Genomic DNA, 22,618 nt, shown 5'->3' with positions numbered 1-22,618 from the left:
TAAAACGAATCGTGCGAAGGCGCGTGCTCAGGAGAGAACAGCATGACCGTTGTGCCGACAACCATCTTGCCGCCCCGGTCGACGCATAGCCCAATCCGGCGCGCCGCGCTGGTGGCGTTGACCGACAAAGTGGCTCAGTCGCGCATGACGGCGGTGTCCGCCCCCGCCGGAAGCGGGAAGACAACGGCCATGCTGTTCTGGGCGGATGAACTCAAGGCCCGGGGGCGTCCCGTTCTCTGGCTGGCGGCGCGGGCGGGATTAGGAAGCAAGCAGTCGTTTCTCCAGGCATTGAAGGCCGCCGGGATCGTCGCGGGCCTGCCGTGGGAAGACCTGAAAAGTAACGCATCCGATGAAAGCTGGCTGTCCATCATCGCGATGATGGGGGATGTGCGACCCGTCATCATCATTGATGACGCGCAGTTGCTGGCCAAACCGATCCTTGAATTTGTGGCGCAATTGTCGTCCAGCGCGCGGGATGCGCTCACCATCATCATTGCCGCGCGTGGGACGGTCGGACTGTCGCTGGCGCGCATGCGCGCGCTCGGATTTCTGGTCGAAGTGGGGGTCGCTGACCTGTCCTTCACTTTGACCGAGGCGACCGAGCTGGTCACCCGGTCGATCGGAACGCCGGTGGATTCGCGCGATCTACAGGACATAGTGGGGGATACGCAGGGCTGGGTTTCCGGCATCGTCATCGCATGCGACCTCTATCGCCGTGCCGGCGAAGGCGCTGGAAATCTTCGATTGACTGGCCTTCGGCCGGAATTCGCCGAATATTTTCATGATGAGGTGTTGAGCTTGCAGCCGGACGATGTCCGCCGCTTTCTGGTCGACACTTCGATACTCGACGAACTGACCCCGTCGGCCTGCGCGGCGGTAACGGAGGATGAAAATGCCCGCGCGATGCTGGATCATGTCTTCCGCGAAGGTCTGTTTCTGCATGCCATCGATCAGGAACATAGCCGCTATTCCTATCACCGGCTGTTTCGTGAAATGGTCCTCGGCAGGCTGATGGAACGCGCGCCTGGCCGTGCCGCCGTCATGCATCGACGGGCGAGCGACCATTTCGCGGAAAATGGACAGCTTATCACGGCGATCGAACATGCGCGGCTGAGCGGCGATAAGGCGTTTCTCGCCGACCAGCTGGATCGTCTGGCCGAAGGACTGACTTATTCGGGATATCTGTATCGCATCGACGAACTGGGCGCGGAACTGCCCTGGCCGATCCTGGCCGAACGTCCCAACCTGCTGCTGGCGCTGGCGTGGAGACGTATCCGACAACTGGCATTTTCTTCGGCGGACAGACTGATTTCCGCCGCGAGGCAGGCCTGTGAAGCCCGGCGCGAGGCGCAGTCCCTGCCCGCACATGAAATCGAGCAGCTTGACCTGCTGATCCGCCATCGCTTCGTGATGCTGGCGGCGGCGCGCGACGACATGGTCAGGGTCGAGGCGGACTCCGAGCCGCTGCTCGCCGAACTGGCCGACAGTCACGCCTACCTCAGCTGCACCTTGCTGGCGCAGCTCATGTCGGCGCGGCGGGAACTTTATCATTTTCAGGACATGCTCAAGCTGGAGGCGGAAACCAGCCGCGCCCTCTCGCGCCCCGGATCGGCTTTTGCGTCCATCGCGCTGAAGGCCTCGGTCGCGCCCACCATGATGGCGCAGGGCAAGACCCCCTTTGCCCAACGGTTTCTGGAAGAAGCCTTTGCGCTAGCCGTTGAGATCCACGGTCCGGGTTCCGGCCTGGCTGCGCTTCCTGCCTTGCCGTTGGCCGAGTTGCTTTACGATGCAGGCGATCTTGAACTGGCGGCGGATCTGGCGGAGCAGTATCTGCCGGTCGTACGGCAATGGGGATTTTCCGATCAGATGGCGTCCGGCTATCTGGTCAGCGCGCGTTTGTGGGCGGCACGGGGCGATTTGCCCGGAGCGCTTTCGACGCTCAACGACGCCCATCTCGTGGCGATCGAATGTGGACTTGATCGCCTGCGCTCCTTCATCGTGGCAGAGGAAGTGCGGCTGCTGATCAAGGCTGGGCAGATTGAGGAGGCCGAGCAGCATTTTCTGGCGGGCGATCCGCAGCTGGACGGCGAACCCATTCCGACCTTGCACCCGACGCGGCGCAACGAAAGCATCGCGATCGCCTGGCTCCGGATCGAGATGCAACGTCACCGGCTTGGACGGGCGCGCAAGGTCGCCCATCGCTGGCTGGAATTCGTCAAGCGCGCGGGGGCGGTGCGCTCGGCCGTGATCTTCGAATTGCTGTTGGCGGAAATCGCCGTGCTTCAGGGCAATCGGTCCGAAGCGCGAAGGGCTGTTCGCGCCGCCGTCGAAATGGCCGAACCTGCCGGATGGGTGCGGGTCTTCATCGATGAGGGCGAGGTGATCGCGTCTCTCATCATCGAAGCCTATTCGCAGGGTCCGGAACTGGAAACGCCCGCCGATCGCTTCGCCGTTCGCCTCGTGTCGCTATTGCGCAGAGGACCGCAGATCGAAGCGGATGAGGACGAGGATGATGATTTCGGTCTGACCGGGCGCCTCGCCAACCGCGAGGTTGACATTTTGACGATGGTGAGCGGAGGTTTGCGGAACCGGGAAATCGGCGACCGCCTGGGTCTGACCGAAGGCACGGTCAAATGGTATATGCAGCAAATATATGACAAGCTGGGCGTGCGGCGCCGGCCGCAGGCGGTTCTGAGGGCGCGGCAACTGGGTATTTTGCCCTGAAGCGCGCGCGGCTTCCTATCGAAGGATAGATTGCGCCGTTCGCGCAACCTGCGAACCGCGCAATCTGCGCGAAAGGAAATATCATGGCAAAACGCAAGGTCATCATCAGCTGCGCGATTACAGGCGCAATCCACACGCCCTCCATGTCGCCCTATTTGCCCGTGACTGCGGAGGAGATTGCGGAATCGGCGGTCGGCGCGGCGGAGGCGGGCGCGGCCATCATCCATTTGCATGCGCGCAATCCTGTCGATGGGCGGCCGGACCAGAATCCCGATCTGTTCGAACCTTTCCTCAAGGTCATCAAGCAGCGCACGGACGCGGTGCTGAACCTGACCACGGGGGGGCACCCCTCCATGACGGTGCAGGAACGTATTCGTCCCGCCCAGACTTTCGCTCCTGAAGTTGCCAGCCTCAATATGGGCACGATGGGCTTTGGTCTGTTCCCGATGCTGGATCGCTACAAATCGTTCAAGCATGACTGGGAACCGGCAGCGCTCGAAGCGTCGCGCGATCTGGTGTTCAAGAACACCTATGCAGACATCGAACATTTGCTGGAAACTTTGTCGCCGCTAGGTACGCGTTTCGAATTCGAATGCTATGACACCAGTCATCTTTACAATCTGAAATATTTTCTCGACCGCGGTCTCGTAAAGGCGCCGCTGTTCATCCAGACCTGCTTCGGCATATTGGGCGGCATCGGCAGCCATCCCGACGATATCATGCACATGAAGCGGACGGCCGACCGGCTGTTCGGCGACCAATATGAATGGTCCGTGCTGGGGGCTGGCGCGCGCCAGATGAGCATTATCGCCATGGCGGCATCCATGGGCGGCAATGTTCGCATCGGTCTGGAGGATTCGCTGTGGGGCGGTCCGGGCCGGCTCGCTGAAACCAACGCGGAGCAGGTGAAGACCGCACGGCAGATCGTCGAAGGCATGGGTCTTGAAATCGCCACGCCTGATGAGGCGCGCGCCATGCTCGACCTCAAGGGCGCGGACCGGACGAATATCTGATGGCGGAAAAAAGCGGGCCGCTGGCCGGTATTCGCCTGCTGGAGATCGACGCGATCGGCCCCGTGCCGCTCGCGGCGATGCTGTTGGCCGATATGGGCGCCGAGATCGTCCGCATAGCCCGGCCGCCATCGGCGGGGGTGGGGGATTGGGACGATGTGGGGGGCGATATCCTGCATCGCAGCCGGGCGGTGGCCTATCTCGATCTCAAGCGGGCCGCGGATCGCGAACAGCTGCTGGCATTGATCGAGCGGGCGGACGGGTTGATCGAGGGATACAGGCCCGGCGTCATGGAACGCCTTGGGGTCGGTCCCGATGTCTGCCTGGCGCGCAATCCGCGGTTCGTGTTCGGACGGATGACGGGTTGGGGGCAATCCGGGCCGCTCGCGCTGCGGGCGGGCCATGACATCAATTATCTGTCGATCACCGGCGCTCTCCACGCCATGGGTGAGCGGCAGGGGACGCCGCCGGTGCCGCTCAATCTGGTGGGCGATTATGGCGGCGGTGCGATGTTCCTGATCTTCGGCCTGTTGAGCGCGCTGCTTGCGGCGCAACGGACGGGGCAGGGGCAGGTCGTCGATGCCTGCATCACCGACGGCGTCGCGTCGTTGATGAGCCTTTTCTATGCGTGGCAGCCCAAGGGTTTGTGGGAAGATGCGCCCGGCTCCAATCTGCTGGACGGCGCGGCACCCTTTTATCGCTGTTATGAATGTGCCGATGGGCGGCATGTCGCGGTGGGATGTCTGGAACCGAAATTCTTTGCCCAGATGGTGGAAGGACTGGGTCTTTCCGATCGGCACTATGACCAGAATGATCGGGAAGGCTGGCCCGCGATGCAGGCGGACTTTGCCACGGTGTTCCTGACGAAAAGCCGCGACGAATGGGCTGCCCTGTTTGCGGCCGGCGATGCCTGCGTCACGCCCGTCCTGTCGATGGAGGAAGCGCCCCGGCATGCGCATAATGCGGCGCGTGGGACTTTTGTCCGGCGCAACGGCATGGCCCAGCCAGCGCCCGCGCCGAGATTGTCTCTCAATGCGGGCGGCATCTGCGAGCCTTCGGCCGTGCCGGTCGCCGACCTGATCGCAGCCTGGTCCTGATCTGCCATCGCAGCCATGCATAGCGCATCGGTGCGGCGCAAATACAACATCTGAGCCGTTTGTTCTGGATTGGCGCAAATCCTATCCGGCGATAGGTGGTTAATGAGGCTGAACGCTGAATTTGCCGCAGGTCATCACGCTTGCGCCGCGCGCAGGTGGCAGCGATAACTGGTTCAAGGAGAGGATTTTTATGCGATTGGCTGCTCTGAAATTGGCATTGGTTGCGAGCGCCGCGGCTGTTGTTTTCCCCTCATGGGCTCAGCCCGTAACCTCGGCCGAACCGCAGGCGGAAAGCGCGAATGCGGGTGACATAGTTGTCACAGCCCGTCGCCGGGAAGAGCGGCTGCAAGATGTGTCCGTCTCCATTTCCGCCTTCTCTTCGGAGGCGCTGGAACGCAGCACCGTTCAGACGGTCAGCGACGTGAAGACGATCGCGCCGGGTTTCACCTTCTCATCCGAAGGGGGCAAAGATAACGTCGCCCTGACCCTGCGGGGCATTGGCCAGTTGCCGCTGGGCGAAGTGACGCCGGGCGTCGTCATCTATCTCAACGACACCCCCTTGCCGTCCGTCGGGTCGAACGTGCCGACCTATGATATCGGCAGCATTCAGGTGCTCAAGGGGCCGCAGGGGACGCTGTTCGGCCGTAACACGTTGGGCGGGGCGGTCGTGATCGGCAGTCAGAAGCCGAGTTACGCGTTCGAAGGCTATGTGGAGGGCACTTACGGCCGCTTCGATTATCGCGAGCTGGAAGGCGCGGTGAATATCCCGATCATCGAGGATAAGATCGCCTTCCGCGCGGCGGGCCAGATCCGCCGGCAGGACCCGCGCACGATCGCCTTCGACGGTGGCCCGGGCTTCGACAATATCCATCAGGACGCCTTCCGCCTGTCGCTGCTGGTCGAGCCGGTCGAGGGCCTCAAGAGCACGACCATCTATGAATATTTCAAGGGCGATGAACTGGCCGGCGGCCTTTATCTGCTGCGTGAGAATTACCCCTTCGCCGCGCTGGGGCTGGGGGTAGTCGAGCCGCAGGTGCAGGCGGCGCTGCAGGCGCAGAAGGCCAATCGTCGCGGATCGTTCGATGGCGGCATCAACGGCGGTGCGGCCTATCGCAAGACCACGTCTATCACCAATGATACGTCTTTCAGCTTTGGCGATCTGACGCTGCGCAACATTTTCGGCTATCGCAAGAATTACAGTTATCAGCTGATCAACACCGGCGGCCTGCCGCTGCTGCAGATACCCACGGGTCTACCGTCTCCCGCGCCTTCGGCCGTGCCGTTCACCCTGTTCACAGCGTCATCCGTGCTGGATCGGCAGTATCTGACGAATGAAACCCAGTTGCTGGGCGACTTTGGTTCGTTCAATTTCATCGTTGGCGCATTTTACAATAATGACAAGCCGGACGGTCCCAGCGGGTCGCAGTTCACGGCATTTTCCGTTGGTGGCGTCCCTGCTCCGGCGGTGACGGCGCATGTTCGCAACAAGAACTGGGCGGTCTATGGCCAGATCGGTTATGAATTTACCGACAAGCTGAAGCTCAATCTGGGCGCGCGTTACAGCTGGGACAAGGTATCGGCCTGCGGTGGCACCATCAGCACGAATTATGTCGATGAAGCCACTTGCCTCAACACCGCCGCCCTAGGTCTGGCCGACGGCGTCGGCACGGTATCCAACAAGGGGCAGGAGCCGAGCTGGACCATCGGGCTCGATTACAAGGCGACGCCGGACTGGCTGCTCTATATCGTGTCGCGGCGCGGCTATCGGGGCGCCAATGTGAACACGCCGCTGTTCGAAACGCCCTTTACCACGGGCGGCACAAACCCGGCCTGCGTCGCGACCGGAGGCGTGTGCGCGGATCTTCGTCCTTTCCAGAAAACGGGAGAGGAAAAGATCACCGACGTCGAGATCGGTTCCAAATATGATTATCATGTCGGATCGGCACGCGGGCGGCTCAATATCGCCGCCTATTACAGCAAATATAAAAATGCCCTTCAGTTCCTGAACACGCAGACGACCGTTCCGAATGGCACCCCGGATTCGCCGACCAACGGGTCATTGGCCGCCAATGTCGCGGATCTGCGGATTTGGGGCGTGGAACTGGAAGCATCGATCAGCCCCGTGCGGAGCCTCACCGTCGGTTTCAACGCCGCCTATACCAATGTGAAGGTGGAAAGCCTGACCGTTCCAGCGGGGCTGCCTTCGACGATCGTGCTGGGCGAGGGCCAGATCAACAAATATTCGCCCAGCTTTTCCGGCACGGCCAGCGTCAGTTGGACCCTGCCGATCCGTCCGGCTGACGGCGATGTCGTGCTCAACGCCGACCTGTTCATGACCGACGATTTCGGCGGTCAGAACGGCGAAAAGCTGCCGGGTTACCAGTTGGCCAATGCACGGCTGGACTGGCGCGGGATCGGGGGCACGGGCCTTGATCTGGGCGTCTATGTGAAGAACCTCTTCAACGAGAAATATTTCTCGGCCTCCAGCGTTCTTCTGCCGTCCTTTCCCACCAGTTCGGTCTATGCGGGCGATCCGCGGACCTGGGGCGTCACGGCCAAATATACGTTCTGAAACGCCTATGAGGGGGGAGGGTGAGCGATCCGTCCGCCTCCCCCCTCTACAAGGACAGGTTTGCGCCGAGGCGGCAGGGCGTAGGAAGTTCCCGAGAGGATGGCCATGAAGCTCGGCATATGCAGCATGTGGGGGGACAGGCTGGACAGATTTCGCGAAGAAGTCCGTCTTGCCGCCGATCTGGGTTTCGATCTGATCACCGTGGGCGATTCGCCGGCGGGTTGGCACGAACTCTATGTGTCGCTTACCCTCGCTGCACTGGACGCCCCGAAAGCGACTTTGGCGCCGCTTGTCACATCGCCCTTCATGCGGCATCCGCTGGTAACGGCTTCCGCGCTCAGCACGATCGACGATCTTTCCGGCGGGCGCGTGGCACTGGGCCTGGCGACGGGCGGCAGCACGGTTCTGGCCATCGGGCGGCCGCCCGCCACGCAAAAGGAAATCCGGGCGGAACTGGCGGCGCTTCGGGACCTGTTTGCCGGACGGCCGGCGGAGCTGAACGGGGCGGAGATCAAGCCGCTCCGTTTTGCCCGGCCGATTCCGATCTATTATTCCGCCTTCGGTCCCAAAGCGCTGGCTCTGGCGGGCGAGCAAGCCAATGGCGTCATCTTGTTCGCGGGGGAACGCCATCTCGACGCGCTGAAGGACCGGATCGATACGGTCCGGGCAGCGGCGCAGGCGGCGGGCCGCGATCCCCTGTCGATCGATATCTGGGTCGTTTCCTTCGCCTCGATCCGTCCCAGCCGCGACCAAGCCATTGACGATCTCAAGGCGTTCATCGTCGTCAACGGCATGGCCTTCCGCACGCCCGAAACCCTGGCGCGGGTCCCGACGCAGTTTCGCGGCAAGATCGATCAATTGCACGCGCGCTATGACCCGACCGAACATGTGGTCGTTGGCGGCAGGAATGTGGCCTTGATGGAAGAATTGGGACTGACCGGGTTTCTGGCGGATTTCGATACGTTGGCAGGACCCGTCGACGCGGCCACGGACATGCTGCGGCAACTTGAGGCGATGGGCGTCTCGACCTTCATCGCGGCCTTGCCCGGACATGCGGCGCCGCTGGAAACCATTCGCGGGCTTGCCCAGGCGAGGAGTGCGATGTGACACTGGATCTACTGCATCTGAGCGAAGACGAAGCGGCCGGGATTGCGGCGGTGCTGCGATCCCCGTCCCTTGCGGACATGATGGAGGCAGCGGAGGCGATGACGGTCGCGGCGCATGGCCGTCGCGTGACCTATTCGCGCAAGGTCTTCATCCCCCTCACCAAATTGTGCCGCGACGTCTGCCATTATTGCACCTTCGCCACCACGCCGACCCGCGCCGGTGATGCCTATCTCAGCAGAGATGAGGTTCTGGCCATTGCCCGCGCGGGCGCGGCGGCCGGATGCCGGGAAGCCCTTTTCACGCTCGGCGATCGGCCGGAAGCCCGCTATGCCGCCGCACGCGAGGCTCTCGCGCGATTGGGGCATGACTCGACATTGTCCTATCTTACCGAAATGGCGGAACTGGTGTTCCGCGAGACGGGCTTGCTGCCTCATCTCAATCCCGGTCTGATGGACAGCGCCGATTATGCGCTGTTGAGGCCGCATTCCGCTTCCATGGGCATCATGCTGGAAAGCAGTTCCGATCGGCTGTGCGCGCGCGGCGGCCCGCATTTCGGTTCGCCCGACAAGGAACCGGTCCAGCGATTGGCAGCCATCGAGGAAGCTGGCCGCGCGCGCGTGCCGTTCACGACCGGCCTGCTGATCGGCATAGGCGAAACCCGCGATGAGCAGGTGGAAGCGCTGGTCGCCATTCGCGATCTGCATCGCCGCTACGGCCATGTTCAGGAAGTCATCATCCAGAATTTCCGCGCAAAGCCGGGAACGCGGATGGCGGATCATGCCGAACCGTCGCTTGACGATCATCTTTGGGGCATCGCCGCCGCGCGGATCATCCTGGGGCCTGAGATGACGATCCAGGCACCGCCCAATCTCCACGATCGCGTCGATCTGGCGCCGCTGATCCGGGCCGGCGTCAATGATTGGGGCGGGGTGTCGCCCGTGACGCCGGACCATGTAAACCCGGAGGCGCCCTGGCCGCATCTGGAGATATTGGAGGACGCCACCAAAGCCGCGGGCCGCATATTGATGCAGCGGCTCGCCATCGGTCCGCGTCATGCGCTCGCCGCGCGGGATTGGGTAGCGCCAGCCATCGCCACCCAGATCCTGCGTGCCATCGACGGGCGGGGATTGCCCAAGGTCGACGACTGGTCCGCAGGGCATGGCGATCCCGCGCCCGACATCATGGCCGTGGAGCCCGTTCTCGCCTCCCGATCGATCCTCTCCATCCTTGCTGCGGCGGGAGAGGGGGAGCGGCTGAGCGAAGCGGACATCGTCACCCTGTTCGATGCCGGGCAGGATGATTTCACCGCCATCGTCAACCAGGCCGACAGATTGAGGCGGCAGGCCGTGGGCGACATGCTGACCTATGCGGTCAACCGCAACATCAACTATACCAATATCTGCCTCTATAAATGCGGCTTCTGCGCCTTTTCCAAGGGCAGCACCAAAGCCATGCGCGGTCCGGCCTACAGGCTCGACATGGAGGAGATCGGACGCCGTGCGGCCGAAGCCTGGGATCGCGGCGCGACCGAAGTCTGCCTTCAGGGCGGGATTCATCCCGATTATGACGGTCACACCTATCTTGATGTCCTGAAGGCAGTGCGTGAGGCCGCGCCCGATATTCATATCCATGCCTTTTCGCCGCTGGAGGTGACGCATGGCGCGCGCACGCTCGGCCTGCCGCTGGAGGATTATCTGGCACGGCTGAAGGAAGCGGGGCTGTCCACGCTACCCGGCACGGCGGCGGAGATACTGGATCCCGAAGTTCGCGCCATCATCTGCCCTGACAAGGTGACGGCGGATGAGTGGATCGAGGTGATGCGCGTGGCGCATGGGGTCGGTCTGCGTAGCACGGCGACGATCATGTTCGGTCATGTCGAGGAATATCGCCATTGGGCGCGCCATCTGCTCCGCATCCGCGGGTTGCAGGAGGAGACGGGCGGCTTCACCGAATTCGTGCCGCTGCCGTTCGTGCATATGGAATCACCGATCTGGCGCAAGGGGCTGGCACGGTCCGGGCCAAGCTATCGGGAGGCCGTGTTGATGCACGCGGTGGCGCGCATCGTGCTGCATCCGGTGATCCCCAATATCCAGGTGTCCTGGGTGAAGATGGGGCCGGAAGGGGCCGCGGCGATCCTGAATGCAGGCGCCAATGACATGGGTGGCACGCTGATGGATGAATCGATTACCCGGGCTGCCGGTGGCGTCAATGGGCAGGAATTCGGGCCTAAGGAAATGCAGGCTCTGGCGGCCTCGGTGGGACGGCCTGTCCGCCAGCGCACGACACTTTATCAACCGGTGCCGCCACGGCCCCTTGCCTTATCGGAGATGCTATGACCGACCTGCAATATCCGGTGAAGGACAAGGTTGCGATTGTCACCGGCGGAGGAACCGGCATCGGTCTGGCCACCGCGCTCATGCTGGCGGGCCGTGGGGCGAAGATCGCCGTGGCAGGCCCGGAGGCTGCGCCGCTCGATGAAGCCGTCGCGCGGGTCGAGGCAACTGGCGGAGAGGCGATCGCCCTCATCATGGATGTCACCAACGAGGAGACGGTGGCGAACGGCATCGCCCAGGTCGTGGATCGTTTCGGCAGGCTTGACATCCTGCACGCCAATGCGGCGCAGACCGGTATGTTGGCCGGTGATGGGCTGATCGCGGATATGGATGCCGACTTCTGGGACCGTGCCTTTGCGGTCAACCTTCGCGGGGCGATGCTCACCGCAAAACATGCCATCCCGCGCATGATCGCTGCGGGCGGCGGTTCGGTCGTCTTTACCGGATCGGGCAAGGGCCTCGCCGGGGATCTCGACTTTCCCGCTTATGGCACGACCAAGGCCGGCCTGCTCAGCCTGTCCCGCTATATCGCCACGCAATATGGCAAGCAGGGCATCCGGTCCAATGTCGTCGTTGTCGGGCTGGTGATGACGGAGGCTCTGGACCGCAACATGCCGCCGGAGGCACAGGCGCTGATGCGGGAGCATAATATGGTCGACTATCTCGGTCGGCCGGAGGATATTGCAGAGGTAGTCGCGTTTCTGGCGTCCGATCAATCCCGCTACATTACCGGCGCTTCGATTGTCGCCGACGGCGGGTTCACGTCTCATTCCGCGGTATTTGCAGACATGATGCGCTTTACCGCCAACCAATCGAAGGACATTTTATGACATTTCCTGCCATTGCCGTCGTCGGCGGCACCGGCAATCTGGGCGCTGCGATTGCCTGGCGGCTGGCGCGTGCCGGTTATCCCGTGACGATCGGATCGCGAAAAGCCGAAAGTGCGGAAAAGGCAGCCTCGGAACTGGGGCACGGTCTGCGCGGGGGCGCCAATGCGGATGTCGCGGCGGAAGCGGACATTGTCATCGTGACGGTGCCCTTTGCCGCACAGGAGGCGACGCTTCGCGACATTGCCCCCCATGTCGCGGGCAAGCTGGTCGTGGACACGACTGTCCCGCTCGTTCCGCCCAAGGTGATGCGCGTCCAGTTGCCGGATGAAGGCTCCGCCGCCCAGAAGGCGCAGGACGTGCTGGGACAGGATGTCACGCTGGTCTCCGCTTTCCACAATGTCGCCGCGCACAAGCTGGCGAAGGATGTCGATGTCGGGTGCGACGTGCTGGTATTTGGCGATGACAAGTATGCCCGGGCGCGCGTTGTGGCACTGGCTGATGCCATGGGGTTGCGGGGGCTGCATGGTGGTGCGCTCGTCAATTCCGCCGCTGCCGAAGCGCTGACGTCGATCCTGATCTTCATGAACAAGACTTATAAGGTCGACGGGGCGGGCATTCGCATCACGGGCGAACTCGTGCCGCTGAAGGCGTGACGCTGCCTTGACGGGTTCGAAGGAATCCGCCCATCGAAAGCCCTGACCCTCTCTTCGGACAGGGCACGACTGATGGTGAGGATGGGGGAAGGGCATTTTGCCGTGCCGAAAATCGTCGGGCACAGATTTCAGGGCGGCTTCCCCTTCCGGCGGGAAGGTGCCGCTCACCCCGCCCCGTCTATCCTTTCGCCCGGAGAATATGGGAGGATCATCATGAAGCTCAACATCGGCGTTCCCAACAGCATGCACGTCGCCGCGATGACGCAGCCCTGGGAATATGCTTTGACCGGAGATGACATCGGACAGGCGGTGGCGACGGCCGATCGACTTGGTTTCCACAAATGCATGCTGGGCGAACATTTCATCATCCCACAGGAACATATAGCGCTGTCGGGCGACCATTATGTTCATGGGACGGTTGCACTCGCCTTCCTCGCCGGTCGTACCAGGAATATGAAGCTCAGTTCCTCGGTGTCGATCCTGCCTCTGCAAAGCCCGATCGTTCATGCCAAGGCCTGGTCTACGCTCGACTGGCTGAGCGGCGGCCGGGCCACGGCCTTGTTCGGGGTCGGTTGGCTGAAGGAAGAGTTCGACATGCTGGGTGTGGACTTCCACCAGCGCGGGCGCATGGCCGATGAATATGTCGCCGCGATCATTGAACTGTGGACATCGGAAAAGCCCGAATTCGAGGGAGAGTTCGTCCGGTTCAGGAATGTCGGGTTCGCGCCCAAGCCGGTGCAGCAACCGCGTCTGCCGATCTGGTTCGGGGGCGATGCCGAACCGGTGCTCAGGCGCGTGGCGAAATTCGGCGACGGCTGGTCGCCCTTCCGCACCCCGCCGGAAAAATTCCCCGAATGCCTCGACTTCATCCGTTCGCAGCCTGAATATGACGGACGGCCGATCGACATGTTCTTTGCGCTCGAAATGCTCAATGTCGGCGCGCATCACGAGATCATGGATGACCCGCGCGCGCCCGGAACGCGGGACGCGCAAAAGGTCATCGATCAGGTGGGCTGGCTGAAGGAACTGGGGGTCAATGAAACCATCGTTCCGCTGCCGCCGGGCATATCCGGGCTGACCGAATATCTTGAGCGGCTCCAGTGGGTGGCCGAGGAAATCATGCCCAAAATCTGAAACCTGCCGGGGGAAAGGCGCGGGCTGGCGCGCTTTTCCTCATGGACATCGAAAGACTGATCGGGAGGACTTGATGGCCCAATATGATGTTGTGGTGGTAGGATCGGGTGCTGCGGGCATGACCGCGGCGATCAGGGCCGCGTCCGCCGGGCTGTCGGTCCTTGTGCTTGAAAAGGCCGAACATTTCGGCGGCACGACATCGGTTTCGGGCGGCGGCATCTGGATTCCCGGCAGCCCGCAGGCCAAGGCCGCCGGTGTCGAGGACAGCCGCGCCGTGGCGCGCCAATATGTGCTGGACGTGATCGGACCGACGGCCAATCCCGCGTTGATCGACGCCTATCTCGACGCAGGTCCGGAAATGGTGGAATGGCTGGACAAGAACAGCGAGGTTCATTTCCTTCTCTCGCCGCCCAGCAGCGACTGGTACCCTGAAGTCGGCGGCGCCGCCGATCATGGCCGACTGCTTTCGCCACAGGAATATGACGGCAAGAAACTGGGCGATCACTTCGCCGAGCTTCGTCCGGCACGCGAGGAGTTCAACGCGCCGGGCGGCTTCATGATCGATCTGTTCGACCTTCCTTATCTGGCCGAGATGCCGTCGCCCAGGTCGCTGTTCCATTTCGGCAAGCTGGCCGCGAAATTTGGCCTGGACAAGGTGCGCCGCTATCCGCGCGGCACGCGGCTGACCATGGGCAATGCGCTGGCGGCGCGGCTGATCCGGTCGGCGATCGATGCCGGTGTCACGCTCCGCAAGGACGCCGCTGTCGATCGGCTGCTGGTGAAGGCCGGCCGCGTGACCGGCGTGCGCGTCGGCGCCGAGGACATCGAAGCAAGGGTTGGTGTCCTGCTGGCGTCCGGCGGTTTTTCGGCCAGTGAGCAGTTGCGCAAGGCCTATATCCCCTATGCCGAGGAGCATGTCTCGATCCTGCCTTATGAAAATACCGGCGACGGGATGAATATGGGGCTGGATGCCGGGGCTTCGCTGGATGGCGACAATCTGGTCAATGCCGTCTGGGCCGTGGTTTCCAAGATGACGCGGCCGGACGGCTATGTCGCGCGCTACGCGCATCTGATTGACATGTCGAAGCCCGGCTGCATCGCGGTCGATGCCAAGGGCGAGCGTTTCGGGAATGAGGCGTCCGTCCACTTTGTCGAGGCCATGCACAAGAGCGGCACCGTGCCCGCCCACATCATCGGGGATGCCGCGTTCATCAAGAAATATGGCATGGGCATGGTGTATCCCGGCGGCGGCGGTCTCAAGAAACTGATCGCGGCGGGCTATGTCACAGAGGCGCCCAGCCTGCGCGAACTGGCGGACAAGATCGGTGTGGACGCCGACGGGCTGGTGGCGACGGTCGCGAAGATGAACCGCTATGCCGAGATCGGCAAGGATCTGGATTTCGGCAAGGGCGACACGCAGATCGATATCGAGATCGGCGATCCCAGGCATCAGCCCAATCCGTGTCTTGGTCGGGTGGAAAAGGCACCCTTCTATGCCATCCAAATCTATCCGGGTGACGGGTCCACGACGGTGGGCCTCAAGATCGACGCGCAATGCCGCGTGATCGGAACAGATGGCGCGCCGGTCGAAGGACTGTTCGCGGCTGGGCTTGATGCCAATTCCATCTGGCGCGGCAAATCGCCGGCGCATGGCTGCAATGTCGGCCCGGCCATGGTGACAGGGTTCATCGCCGGCAAAGCCATGGCCGAGTCACTGGTGCCGGCCTGATTCTTTGGGGGGGGACGGCAGGAGCCGGGATCAAGGGTTATCCTTGGCCCCGGCTCCTGCCGTAGCAACTACTGAGATCAACCTTAAAAGCATCGTGCGGAAAAGTGGAAACCGGTTTTCCGCATAAACGATGCGACAACAGAAACTTAGAGCGCGCGACCTGCGTCGAATTTAACGCAGCGCGCTCTAGCTGTACGCCGGTTCGGCAACCATGCCGGCCCGCGCCCGAGCCGTCGCCACCAGCTTGAAAAGACCCGCATTATAGTCGGTCAGCTGGTCCATGGTCAGATCCCGATAGGGCGTCATCGGGCAGAGCGAGTCCACCACATCCCAGAACGGCTCGATCTTTTCGAGAACTTCGTCCACCGGCCCGCAGGTCACGAAGGCTTCGACCATCGCATCGGACACATTGCCGATGACCTTGGCGATGTCGCCATGCTCACCCAGGCTCAACTGGCAGGCGCGCGCCTGATCGCCAAAGCCGATCGCCTCGAAGAAGGGCTCATATTCCTTGTATCCGGAATAGGCCGCGACGGTGGCGCGGCTGTCGTCGATCGCCTTCTGCTTGTCATCATTGACCGCGATCCAAGGCCAGGCGTTGATTTCGATATCTTCGCGCCTGCGGCCATATTGGGCCAGCTTCTCGTTGATGAAAGGCAGTCGGCTCCTGGTATAGGCCGCGGACCAGAGGGCATGGACCATCAGACCGTCGCCGATTTCCAGCGCAAGCGCAGTCATTTTGTCCTGTAGCGCCGCGATCCAGATCGGAATCTCTTCCCGCACCGGGGGCGCGGTCAGCATCATTTCCTCAAAATCGGCGGAGAAATATTCCCCCTCGATCGGATCGAGCCCCTTATGCGCGTTGGCGATGACATAGCGGATCACCTTGACGCTTTCGCGCAGGTGGGACAGCAGCTTGCGTTCGGGTTCGCCATACATGCCCGTGACGCAGCTCTTGATGCTGGAGCCCAGCCCCAGCACGAAGCGGCCATTGGAAATGCGATCGATGTCCATCGCTGCATAGGCGGTTTCCACCGGACTGCGCGTTCCTGCAATAGCGACGCCGGTGCCGACCTTCAGGCTGTTCGTCAGCGCGGCGGTCGCAGCCATCGGAACGAAGGGCGGCCCGTAAATCTGCAGCGAAAAGCAGCCCTCGAAACCCGCCTGTTCCATCTGCTGGCCGATACCTGCCATGGCGGGGGCAGGCAGGGTGGGCATGACGGCCCACCAGCGGCGTTCACCGCCGACGGCATTGACGAGCTTGGACATGGCGACTCCGGAAAAGAAAAAAAGGAGCGGACGCTGCCGTCCGCCCATGGGGAGAGATCAGATCAGAACTGGAACAGTTCCTTGCGTAGGCCGATGATGTCGCTGCAATCGGCGCTGACATTGTCGCGATAGGCGAAGTCGCCCTTCGCCTGCCGGTCGGCAAGGTCCATCATCGCCATGCGATAGCGCTGCCCGGCCTGGTCGAACTTGCTGTGCAGGTCCTTGCGGTCGGTATGGCGCATATAGCGCGGGCTTTGCGGCGAGGTCATGTAGCTGTCCTGCCGCGACACCTTGTAACCCGCCTTGGGCATGACATGGCGGAACATCAGGCCCGCGTTGGAGGTGTTCATGACCATTTCCATCCGCGTGCGGTCCCGCGTTTCGGGCGTGCAGGGGTGGAACAGCGGCACATCGTCACCGGGGCTGAACCGGCCATAGGCGATGGCGCAGTGAGAGCGCAGATAGATGCGGATCACCTGCCGCACATTCTGGGTCGGCTGCTTGATGCCGCTGAAGAATTTCATCACCGGGGCGACCGACTTGTTGACGCAGGTGCGGACCATGGTGACGGTCTCGCTGTCGTAGAAGGTTTCCACGGTTTCGCTGTCCGACCGTTCGTCGCCGACGACGTCGGCATGCAGGAAGTCGGCATGGGTAAGGTCGATCAGATTTTCCAGGCTGATCGGCGCGGCGCTCTCAAAGCGGACGGTCGCGGTCATGTGCCGCGGCAGGCCACCCTTGGGAGGGAGGAAGGGCAGGCTGGGGAGATGGGCCGGGTCTGCCGCCAGCGGGTTGCCGAACCACACCCAGACCACGCCATAATGTTCCATCACCGGATACCGGCCGCGTGCGTCGCTAAATTCGCTCTTGTCGCGTGCGATCCGCTCATTGGGATGGAATTCGCTGGCGACGGCGACGCCATTGTCGCGCCACAGGAAGATGGGGTGCGAATAGATGGCGCGGCGGACGGGCTTCCCCGTCACGGAATAATCATGCGCCACCGGAAACCAGCTGTCGCGCATCACGAGATTATGCGGCACCCAGCGGTTGATGGCGTTCAGGGCGATCGGGTTGCCACCTGATGGCGCGGCGGAATTGTCGTCGTGCGAAACGGGACGATCGGCGGTTTCGAGCATCTTCAAATCCTCCTTCAGGCCGCTACGGTCTGATCATGGGTCGCGGGGGCGCTTTCCAGCATTGCCTTGCGCAGATCCTCGCCATGCAGCGAGACGGTGGGCTTGGTGGCACGCAGTTTCGATCCGTCGACCGATGCGAGCACCGACAGCGGGTTGATCCCGCGCAGCACCGCGCCGCGCACGCCCGGATGGCGAACGCCCAGTTCGGCCCGCCAGCGGACGGCTGTCACCCCCCGCGCCGAGGGGACGGGCGAAAGAACGGCGTGGAGCAGATCGTTGAATTGGTCGTCGCGCAGCGTCAACTGTGTCTCGCCGGTCAGCGGATGGGTGCGCGTCAGCAGGGTGAGCGGAAATTCGGCCACGAAATGCGACGGCCAGTGCAGCGGATGCCACTGGCAATTGCGCTCCATCACCAGCATCCCGCCTTCCTCATGCAGTTCCGACATCAGATAGGGGCTGAAGCGGACACCGCGGATCGCGATGACGAGGCTCGGATCGTCATAGAGCGCATTTAGATATTCCTGATGGCTGCAACTGACGTTGACCGTGCCGATATAGCTGTATTTGGGGTCTGCGCTGAGCGGCGCTTCCGCCTTGGGATTGAGGCAGACCCGCACGAAACCCGCCTGCTCGCTGACGCCAAAGGCATTGGCCTTGTAGATTGGCGGGAATTTCTGCTGATCCTTCATGTTCGGGATTTCCTTCAGGCGTCCCGACTCGCCGTCATAGCTCCAGCCATGATAGCCGCACTGAATCCAGCCATTGTCGCGGATGCAGCCCAGCGACAGCGGTGCGCGACGATGCGGGCAGCGATCCTCCAGCGCGCGGGCGATACCGTGATTGTCGCGCCACAGCACGACCGGCTGATCGCCGATATCGACGGACAGCGGCTTTTCGGAGGTCACTTCCTCGGACCGTGCGACAGCCCACCAAAGATCAGAATCGAGACTCATAGCGCTATCCACTCTCCTTTCGATTAAATTGACGGATGACAATTTATATGTCAACGTCTTTTCACTATGGATCTGCTGATGCTCGATCGTCCCCAGCGCACCCGCGGCCGTCCTGCCCTCAATGCCGCCCAGGCCGTGGATGAGGACAAACTGCTGGGCCTGGCCTTTGCGACCTTCGCGGAGCGCGGCTATGAGGGCACGACGCTGCGCGATCTGTCGAAGCGGCTTGGGGTCAGCCACAATCTGCTGAATGTCCGGTTCGGCCGGAAGGAGGATCTGTGGATACGTGCGGTCGACTGGCGCATGGCGCAGGCATCGCCCTTCGTCGAAGCGGCTTTTGACGAACCGGCCGATCCGGAAGTGCGGCTGCGCCATCTGATCCAGCGTTTCTGCCTGTGGGCGACGAGCAATGGCGACATCGTGTCGCTGACCAATGTGGAAGGCTGCCGTTCGACCTGGCGGCTTGACCATATCGTCGAACATTTTGTGCTGCCGTTCCAGCGGCGGCTCGATGGCCTGCTCGACGCGGTGCGGTTGCAGCGGCCGGTTCACGACCTGTCGACGGCGGCGTTGATGGCGCTGCTGGTGCAGGGGGTCGGCTATTATTTCTGTGCCGTGCCGATGCAGCAGCGGCTGGGGGCCGGGCAGGAAGTGGATGATGTGCATGCGGCCGAACATGCAGATAGGCTGGCCGCTTTTCTGCTCGCTGCCCTCCTTCCGTCGGTCGCCTGACCAAAGCGGAAGAAGGGCAGCGGCATATCTGCTTACTTGTAGGGATCGACAGGCTGGGGGACTTCCACCACGCCGATGTCCTTCAGCATGGTCAGCACGTCGGAAATGCTGAAGATGCTGATAATCTTGTCGTCCTTGAACTTGACGATCGAGAACCAGTTGACCTGAAACTCGTTGCCGGTCGGCTGCACGCCCATATAGGGGCCGCCGACATGCTTGCAATAATGGGTCGCGTAGATCCAGATTTCATCGTCGCCCTTGCCGACCGCGTCGATGGTTTTGTAGGCGGCGGGGAAGAAGGTCTTGTAGAGCGCGACCGGCGAGGTCTTCCACTGCTCATAGGTGCCCAGATCCGGCCGGTTGGGGTTGCCGTAGCGAAACTCGGGATGGAAAAATCGATCCATTCCGTCAAAGTCGCCGGCATTCAGGGTTTCCTGCAGGTCGGTCCAATGCTTGACCATCTGCTTCTGCTTGTCGGTCAGTACGGTCGAATCCGACACGTCGAGCTGTTCACGAATATCTTCTTTCCAGGCCACGATAATCCTCTCTCATTCATTCAGGGGTGGTGCGTTATGCTCAGTCTTCAGGCGCGATGGTGATCGTAAGGCCCGAAAGCGCTTCCGACATCATGACCTGACAGGACAGGCGCGAATAGTCGTTGCGATGCGGCGAGCCATCCAGCAGATCGCTTTCATCGTCCGATACGGGGGGCAGGGACTGAGCGAAGGCCGGGTCGACATAGACATGGCATGTCGCGCAGGAACAGCAGCCGCCACACAGCGCCAGCAACTCATCGAAACCGGAATCACGTATGGCTTCCATCACTGACGTATCGGCGGATGCCTTGATCGTCTGCTGGGCGCCGTCACGGGTAATGACATTCAATTCGGGCATGGCATTCCTCTGCTGGAATCGGAATCGATGCCCCCTCCTAATCAGGGCGTATTGATTTCCCTCCTGTCGAAAGGCAGGTTGTGAGATTGGCTATTTCACCTCGACCTCGACCGGGAAACGATCGAAATAGAAAGCGAAGGGGCGGCGCAATTCCTCGCCGGTCACATGAAAATCGCGTTCCAGATCATAGACGATCTTGCCCTTGGCCTGCTCGCCATGCTCGGCCAGATAGCTGTGCAGATCGGCCAGCGCCTGATCGGTCAGGGGGATGTCGGCAATGCGATAGATTTCCTTCAGGATCGGGTCGGGATTTCTGATCCAGTCGTGGAAATAGACGTCGATCGTCTGGTCGGGGGGCAGGATGTCGCGATCCCGCACGCAGGCGCGGAGCAGCTTCTCATAGCGGTCGGGCCAGTAGGCGAGCGGTTCCTGAATATCGACCGTCTTGCGGAACATGCGCGCCGCATAGCTATACATGGTGAGCTGCGACCGGATCGATCCGACCGGATCGCGATGGGTCAGGACGAAGGTGGCGTCGGGAAAGGCCTTATAGAGGGCGGGGAGTTGCTCCATATGCTGCGGGCATTTGATGACCCAGCGGTTGGGTCCGTTCAGATATGTCAGGACCTGAAGGCCCTTTTTCAGATAGGCATAGGTGCCCGACTGGTCGTGGCTCAGATAATAATCGCGCCAGCGCGGCACATGCGCGAGCCACTCGATCAGATAGGAGGAGAAGTCGACTGCCTGAAGCTCGATATCCTCGCTGATATGATCGGGCGAAAATTCGTGCATGATCGCCATATGGGGCAGGATGGATTCCATCATCCGCCAGCCCTGTTCCGCCTTGGTCCAGCGGGGATTGCTATCCTCAGGTGTCGGGGTTTCGTCAGGGGCGGGAACCGGCGCGATCGCTTCCCACCAGGGCAGGGAGCGGAACCGGCGGTCGGCCGACAGCAGACCGAGCAGATGCGTCGTGCCCGATCGGGGAAGGCCCGCGACGATGATCGGCCGGTCGATCTGGATGTCCAATATCTCCGGGTGGCGCTTCACTATGTCCTCGATCCGCAGGCGGGTCGCGGCAAAGCGGATCATCATCTGGAACAGATTGGCGCGCGTGACCGCCGAGGCGTTGGCATCCTCGTCCACGGCCTGGCACCAGACGGCCAGCCGTTCGCGAAAATCCTCCGCGCCGAAATCCGACAGCCCGGTCTGCGCCTGCGCCGCAGTCAAAATGACCTCCGGCTGGAGGACGATCTGATCCGCCGCCGCTTCGGCTCCGGCCATCACCTGCTTCTGAACATCGGTCAGCACGGGGTGATGCAGGTCGGTAATGTCAATGATGTTACGGCGCGCGGCCTCTTCCTGCGCGGGACTGCCCATGTCGCTCTCCTTTTATCGATGCGCCATCTAAAAGCACGGACCCTTTCTTCCGCAAGGTGCGCAGCCATCGCCACTGCGCCAAATGCTCCGCAAAAGCGCCATGCTGCGCAGGGATGGCATCGCGGCACGCGAAACTGTTCGGAGAGGTTGGATGAACGCTGTTTCCCAGGTCTATGATCTGCCCGTCACACCGGCCATGGAGTGCACGGTTCGGGGGCGGATAGCGCTGCCCGGTGTGGTGATGGAATTGCACCATTATCGCTTCCGCGGCCAACAGGGCGGGATATTTTCGTCACCCCGCAGCTTTCTGGATCTCGCGCTGTCCCCGCGCCCCGGTCGTCCCTGTGGCGGCTATGGCGGGATCGGAGAGGGCAGGGCCAGCGCTCTGGGCGACGTGCTGTTCGTCCCGGCCCGAAGCGAACTTCATACCGAGTGGGGCGAGGGTGAGCAGACATCGATATGCTGCGGCTTCGACGGGATGGGATTCGATCATGATGAGCCGGATCTGTCGAACGACGCCTTGCAGGCATCGCTCGACGTTCGCAGCCCCGCTGTGCGTGAGGCGCTGCGGCGCATTGCGGGTGAGATTGCGCAGCCTGGCTTTTGCAGCGAGATGCTGACACAGGCGATATGGCTTCAGGCCGCGATCGAGTTACAGCGCTATCTGCGCGTTTCGGGCGGCGATACCGAAATACGGGGGAGTGGCATGTCCCGGGCCCAGCTTCAACGCATCGGCGATCGCATCGAGCAGCCGGGCAAGCCCCCATCCGTAGCCGAGCTGGCGGCGGAATGCGGCCTTTCCACCCGTCATTTCTTCCGCCAGTTCAAGGCTGCCACGGGGCAGACGCTCACCCGCTATGTCGCCGACCGCAAGATCGACAGGGCAAAGCAATTGTTGCGCCAGGCCGGCCCGGCGATCAAGGTCATCGCCTGGGATTGCGGTTTTGACAGTGCGGCCGCCTTTTCAGCCGCCTTCCGCAAGGCGACTGGACTGACGCCCCGGCAGTTTCGCGAAGGCATGATGCATTGAAAGCAGGGCCGTTTCGCGATGGCATTGGCACGATC

General features: G+C 62.2%; 18 protein-coding genes. 12 read left to right on the top strand and 6 right to left on the bottom strand.

The window, feature by feature from the left end; genetic code table 11:
* Nucleotides 1–42 precede the first annotated feature (42 nt).
* The 10 genes from VVT58_RS20245 to VVT58_RS20200 all read left to right on the top strand — a co-directional run bounded on the left by VVT58_RS20245 (nucleotide 43) and on the right by VVT58_RS20200 (nucleotide 15,189).
* On the top strand, nucleotides 43–2,724 hold the full coding sequence (locus tag VVT58_RS20245; protein ID WP_226869701.1) for a LuxR C-terminal-related transcriptional regulator: 2,682 nt from the start codon (nucleotides 43–45) through the stop codon (nucleotides 2,722–2,724).
* Between the two features lie 83 nt (nucleotides 2,725–2,807).
* On the top strand, nucleotides 2,808–3,737 hold the full coding sequence (locus VVT58_RS20240; RefSeq protein ID WP_102999853.1) for a 3-keto-5-aminohexanoate cleavage protein: 930 nt from the start codon (nucleotides 2,808–2,810) through the stop codon (nucleotides 3,735–3,737).
* On the top strand, nucleotides 3,737–4,831 hold the full coding sequence (locus VVT58_RS20235; RefSeq protein WP_327754009.1) for a CaiB/BaiF CoA-transferase family protein: 1,095 nt from the start codon (nucleotides 3,737–3,739) through the stop codon (nucleotides 4,829–4,831). Before VVT58_RS20240 ends, VVT58_RS20235 begins: the two co-directional genes overlap by 1 nt.
* A gap of 352 nt (nucleotides 4,832–5,183) precedes the next feature.
* Nucleotides 5,184–7,403: a TonB-dependent receptor domain-containing protein gene (locus VVT58_RS20230; protein ID WP_352000110.1), complete on the top strand. Its 2,220-nt coding sequence runs from the start codon at nucleotides 5,184–5,186 to the stop codon at nucleotides 7,401–7,403.
* Between the two features lie 105 nt (nucleotides 7,404–7,508).
* On the top strand, nucleotides 7,509–8,510 hold the full coding sequence (locus VVT58_RS20225; protein ID WP_352000108.1) for an LLM class flavin-dependent oxidoreductase: 1,002 nt from the start codon (nucleotides 7,509–7,511) through the stop codon (nucleotides 8,508–8,510).
* On the top strand, nucleotides 8,507–10,846 hold the full coding sequence (gene cofH, locus VVT58_RS20220; protein WP_102999856.1) for a 5-amino-6-(D-ribitylamino)uracil--L-tyrosine 4-hydroxyphenyl transferase CofH: 2,340 nt from the start codon (nucleotides 8,507–8,509) through the stop codon (nucleotides 10,844–10,846). Before VVT58_RS20225 ends, cofH begins: the two co-directional genes overlap by 4 nt.
* Nucleotides 10,843–11,673 carry an SDR family NAD(P)-dependent oxidoreductase gene (locus VVT58_RS20215; protein ID WP_102999857.1) on the top strand — a complete coding sequence of 277 codons (831 nt, stop codon included), beginning with the start codon at nucleotides 10,843–10,845 and terminating at the stop codon, nucleotides 11,671–11,673. The genes cofH and VVT58_RS20215 overlap by 4 nt, the downstream gene beginning before the upstream one ends.
* Nucleotides 11,670–12,326, top strand: a complete 657-nt coding sequence (gene npdG, locus VVT58_RS20210; RefSeq protein WP_102999858.1) for an NADPH-dependent F420 reductase — start codon at nucleotides 11,670–11,672, stop codon at nucleotides 12,324–12,326. The genes VVT58_RS20215 and npdG overlap by 4 nt, the downstream gene beginning before the upstream one ends.
* A 213-nt stretch (nucleotides 12,327–12,539) precedes the next feature.
* Nucleotides 12,540–13,460 (top strand): TIGR03619 family F420-dependent LLM class oxidoreductase, encoded by a 921-nt coding sequence (locus VVT58_RS20205; RefSeq protein WP_327754007.1) that lies wholly within the window; start codon nucleotides 12,540–12,542, stop codon nucleotides 13,458–13,460.
* Between the two features lie 73 nt (nucleotides 13,461–13,533).
* Complete coding sequence (locus VVT58_RS20200) at nucleotides 13,534–15,189, top strand: FAD-dependent oxidoreductase (RefSeq protein ID WP_327754005.1); 1,656 nt, start codon at nucleotides 13,534–13,536, stop codon at nucleotides 15,187–15,189.
* Nucleotides 15,190–15,375: 186 nt separating this feature from the next.
* Here the strand turns inward: VVT58_RS20200 and VVT58_RS20195 are convergent, their stop codons facing one another.
* The 3 genes from VVT58_RS20195 to VVT58_RS20185 all read right to left on the bottom strand — a co-directional run bounded on the left by VVT58_RS20195 (nucleotide 15,376) and on the right by VVT58_RS20185 (nucleotide 18,547).
* Nucleotides 15,376–16,458 (bottom strand): LLM class flavin-dependent oxidoreductase, encoded by a 1,083-nt coding sequence (locus tag VVT58_RS20195; RefSeq protein ID WP_222885724.1) that lies wholly within the window; start codon nucleotides 16,456–16,458, stop codon nucleotides 15,376–15,378.
* A 62-nt stretch (nucleotides 16,459–16,520) separates the two neighbouring features.
* Nucleotides 16,521–17,594, bottom strand: a complete 1,074-nt coding sequence (locus tag VVT58_RS20190; RefSeq protein WP_327754003.1) for an oxygenase — start codon at nucleotides 17,592–17,594, stop codon at nucleotides 16,521–16,523.
* 14 nt (nucleotides 17,595–17,608) lie between these two features.
* Nucleotides 17,609–18,547 carry a Rieske (2Fe-2S) protein gene (locus tag VVT58_RS20185; RefSeq protein WP_066562974.1) on the bottom strand — a complete coding sequence of 313 codons (939 nt, stop codon included), beginning with the start codon at nucleotides 18,545–18,547 and terminating at the stop codon, nucleotides 17,609–17,611.
* Between the two features lie 78 nt (nucleotides 18,548–18,625).
* On the opposite strand from VVT58_RS20185, the gene VVT58_RS20180 reads away from it, so the two are divergent.
* Nucleotides 18,626–19,279 (top strand): TetR/AcrR family transcriptional regulator, encoded by a 654-nt coding sequence (locus VVT58_RS20180; RefSeq protein ID WP_226869700.1) that lies wholly within the window; start codon nucleotides 18,626–18,628, stop codon nucleotides 19,277–19,279.
* A 32-nt stretch (nucleotides 19,280–19,311) separates the two neighbouring features.
* Here the strand turns inward: VVT58_RS20180 and VVT58_RS20175 are convergent, their stop codons facing one another.
* The 3 genes from VVT58_RS20175 to VVT58_RS20165 all read right to left on the bottom strand — a co-directional run bounded on the left by VVT58_RS20175 (nucleotide 19,312) and on the right by VVT58_RS20165 (nucleotide 21,553).
* Nucleotides 19,312–19,815: an ester cyclase gene (locus VVT58_RS20175; protein WP_066562972.1), complete on the bottom strand. Its 504-nt coding sequence runs from the start codon at nucleotides 19,813–19,815 to the stop codon at nucleotides 19,312–19,314.
* A gap of 40 nt (nucleotides 19,816–19,855) precedes the next feature.
* Nucleotides 19,856–20,173: a 2Fe-2S iron-sulfur cluster-binding protein gene (locus VVT58_RS20170; protein WP_066562971.1), complete on the bottom strand. Its 318-nt coding sequence runs from the start codon at nucleotides 20,171–20,173 to the stop codon at nucleotides 19,856–19,858.
* A 90-nt stretch (nucleotides 20,174–20,263) separates the two neighbouring features.
* A complete protein-coding gene (locus tag VVT58_RS20165; RefSeq protein WP_102999862.1) occupies nucleotides 20,264–21,553 on the bottom strand; it encodes a sulfotransferase in 1,290 nt (429 codons plus the stop codon).
* Between the two features lie 151 nt (nucleotides 21,554–21,704).
* Between VVT58_RS20165 and VVT58_RS20160 the strand changes: the two genes are divergently transcribed.
* Nucleotides 21,705–22,583 (top strand): helix-turn-helix domain-containing protein, encoded by an 879-nt coding sequence (locus VVT58_RS20160; protein ID WP_102999908.1) that lies wholly within the window; start codon nucleotides 21,705–21,707, stop codon nucleotides 22,581–22,583.
* The last annotated feature ends 35 nt before the right edge of the window (nucleotides 22,584–22,618 follow it).

It is taken from the genome of Sphingobium sp. SJ10-10, assembly GCF_036038995.2.
Taxonomy (GTDB): Bacteria; Pseudomonadota; Alphaproteobacteria; order Sphingomonadales; family Sphingomonadaceae; genus Sphingobium.
This window is presented reverse-complemented; position numbering and strand designations above follow the sequence as displayed.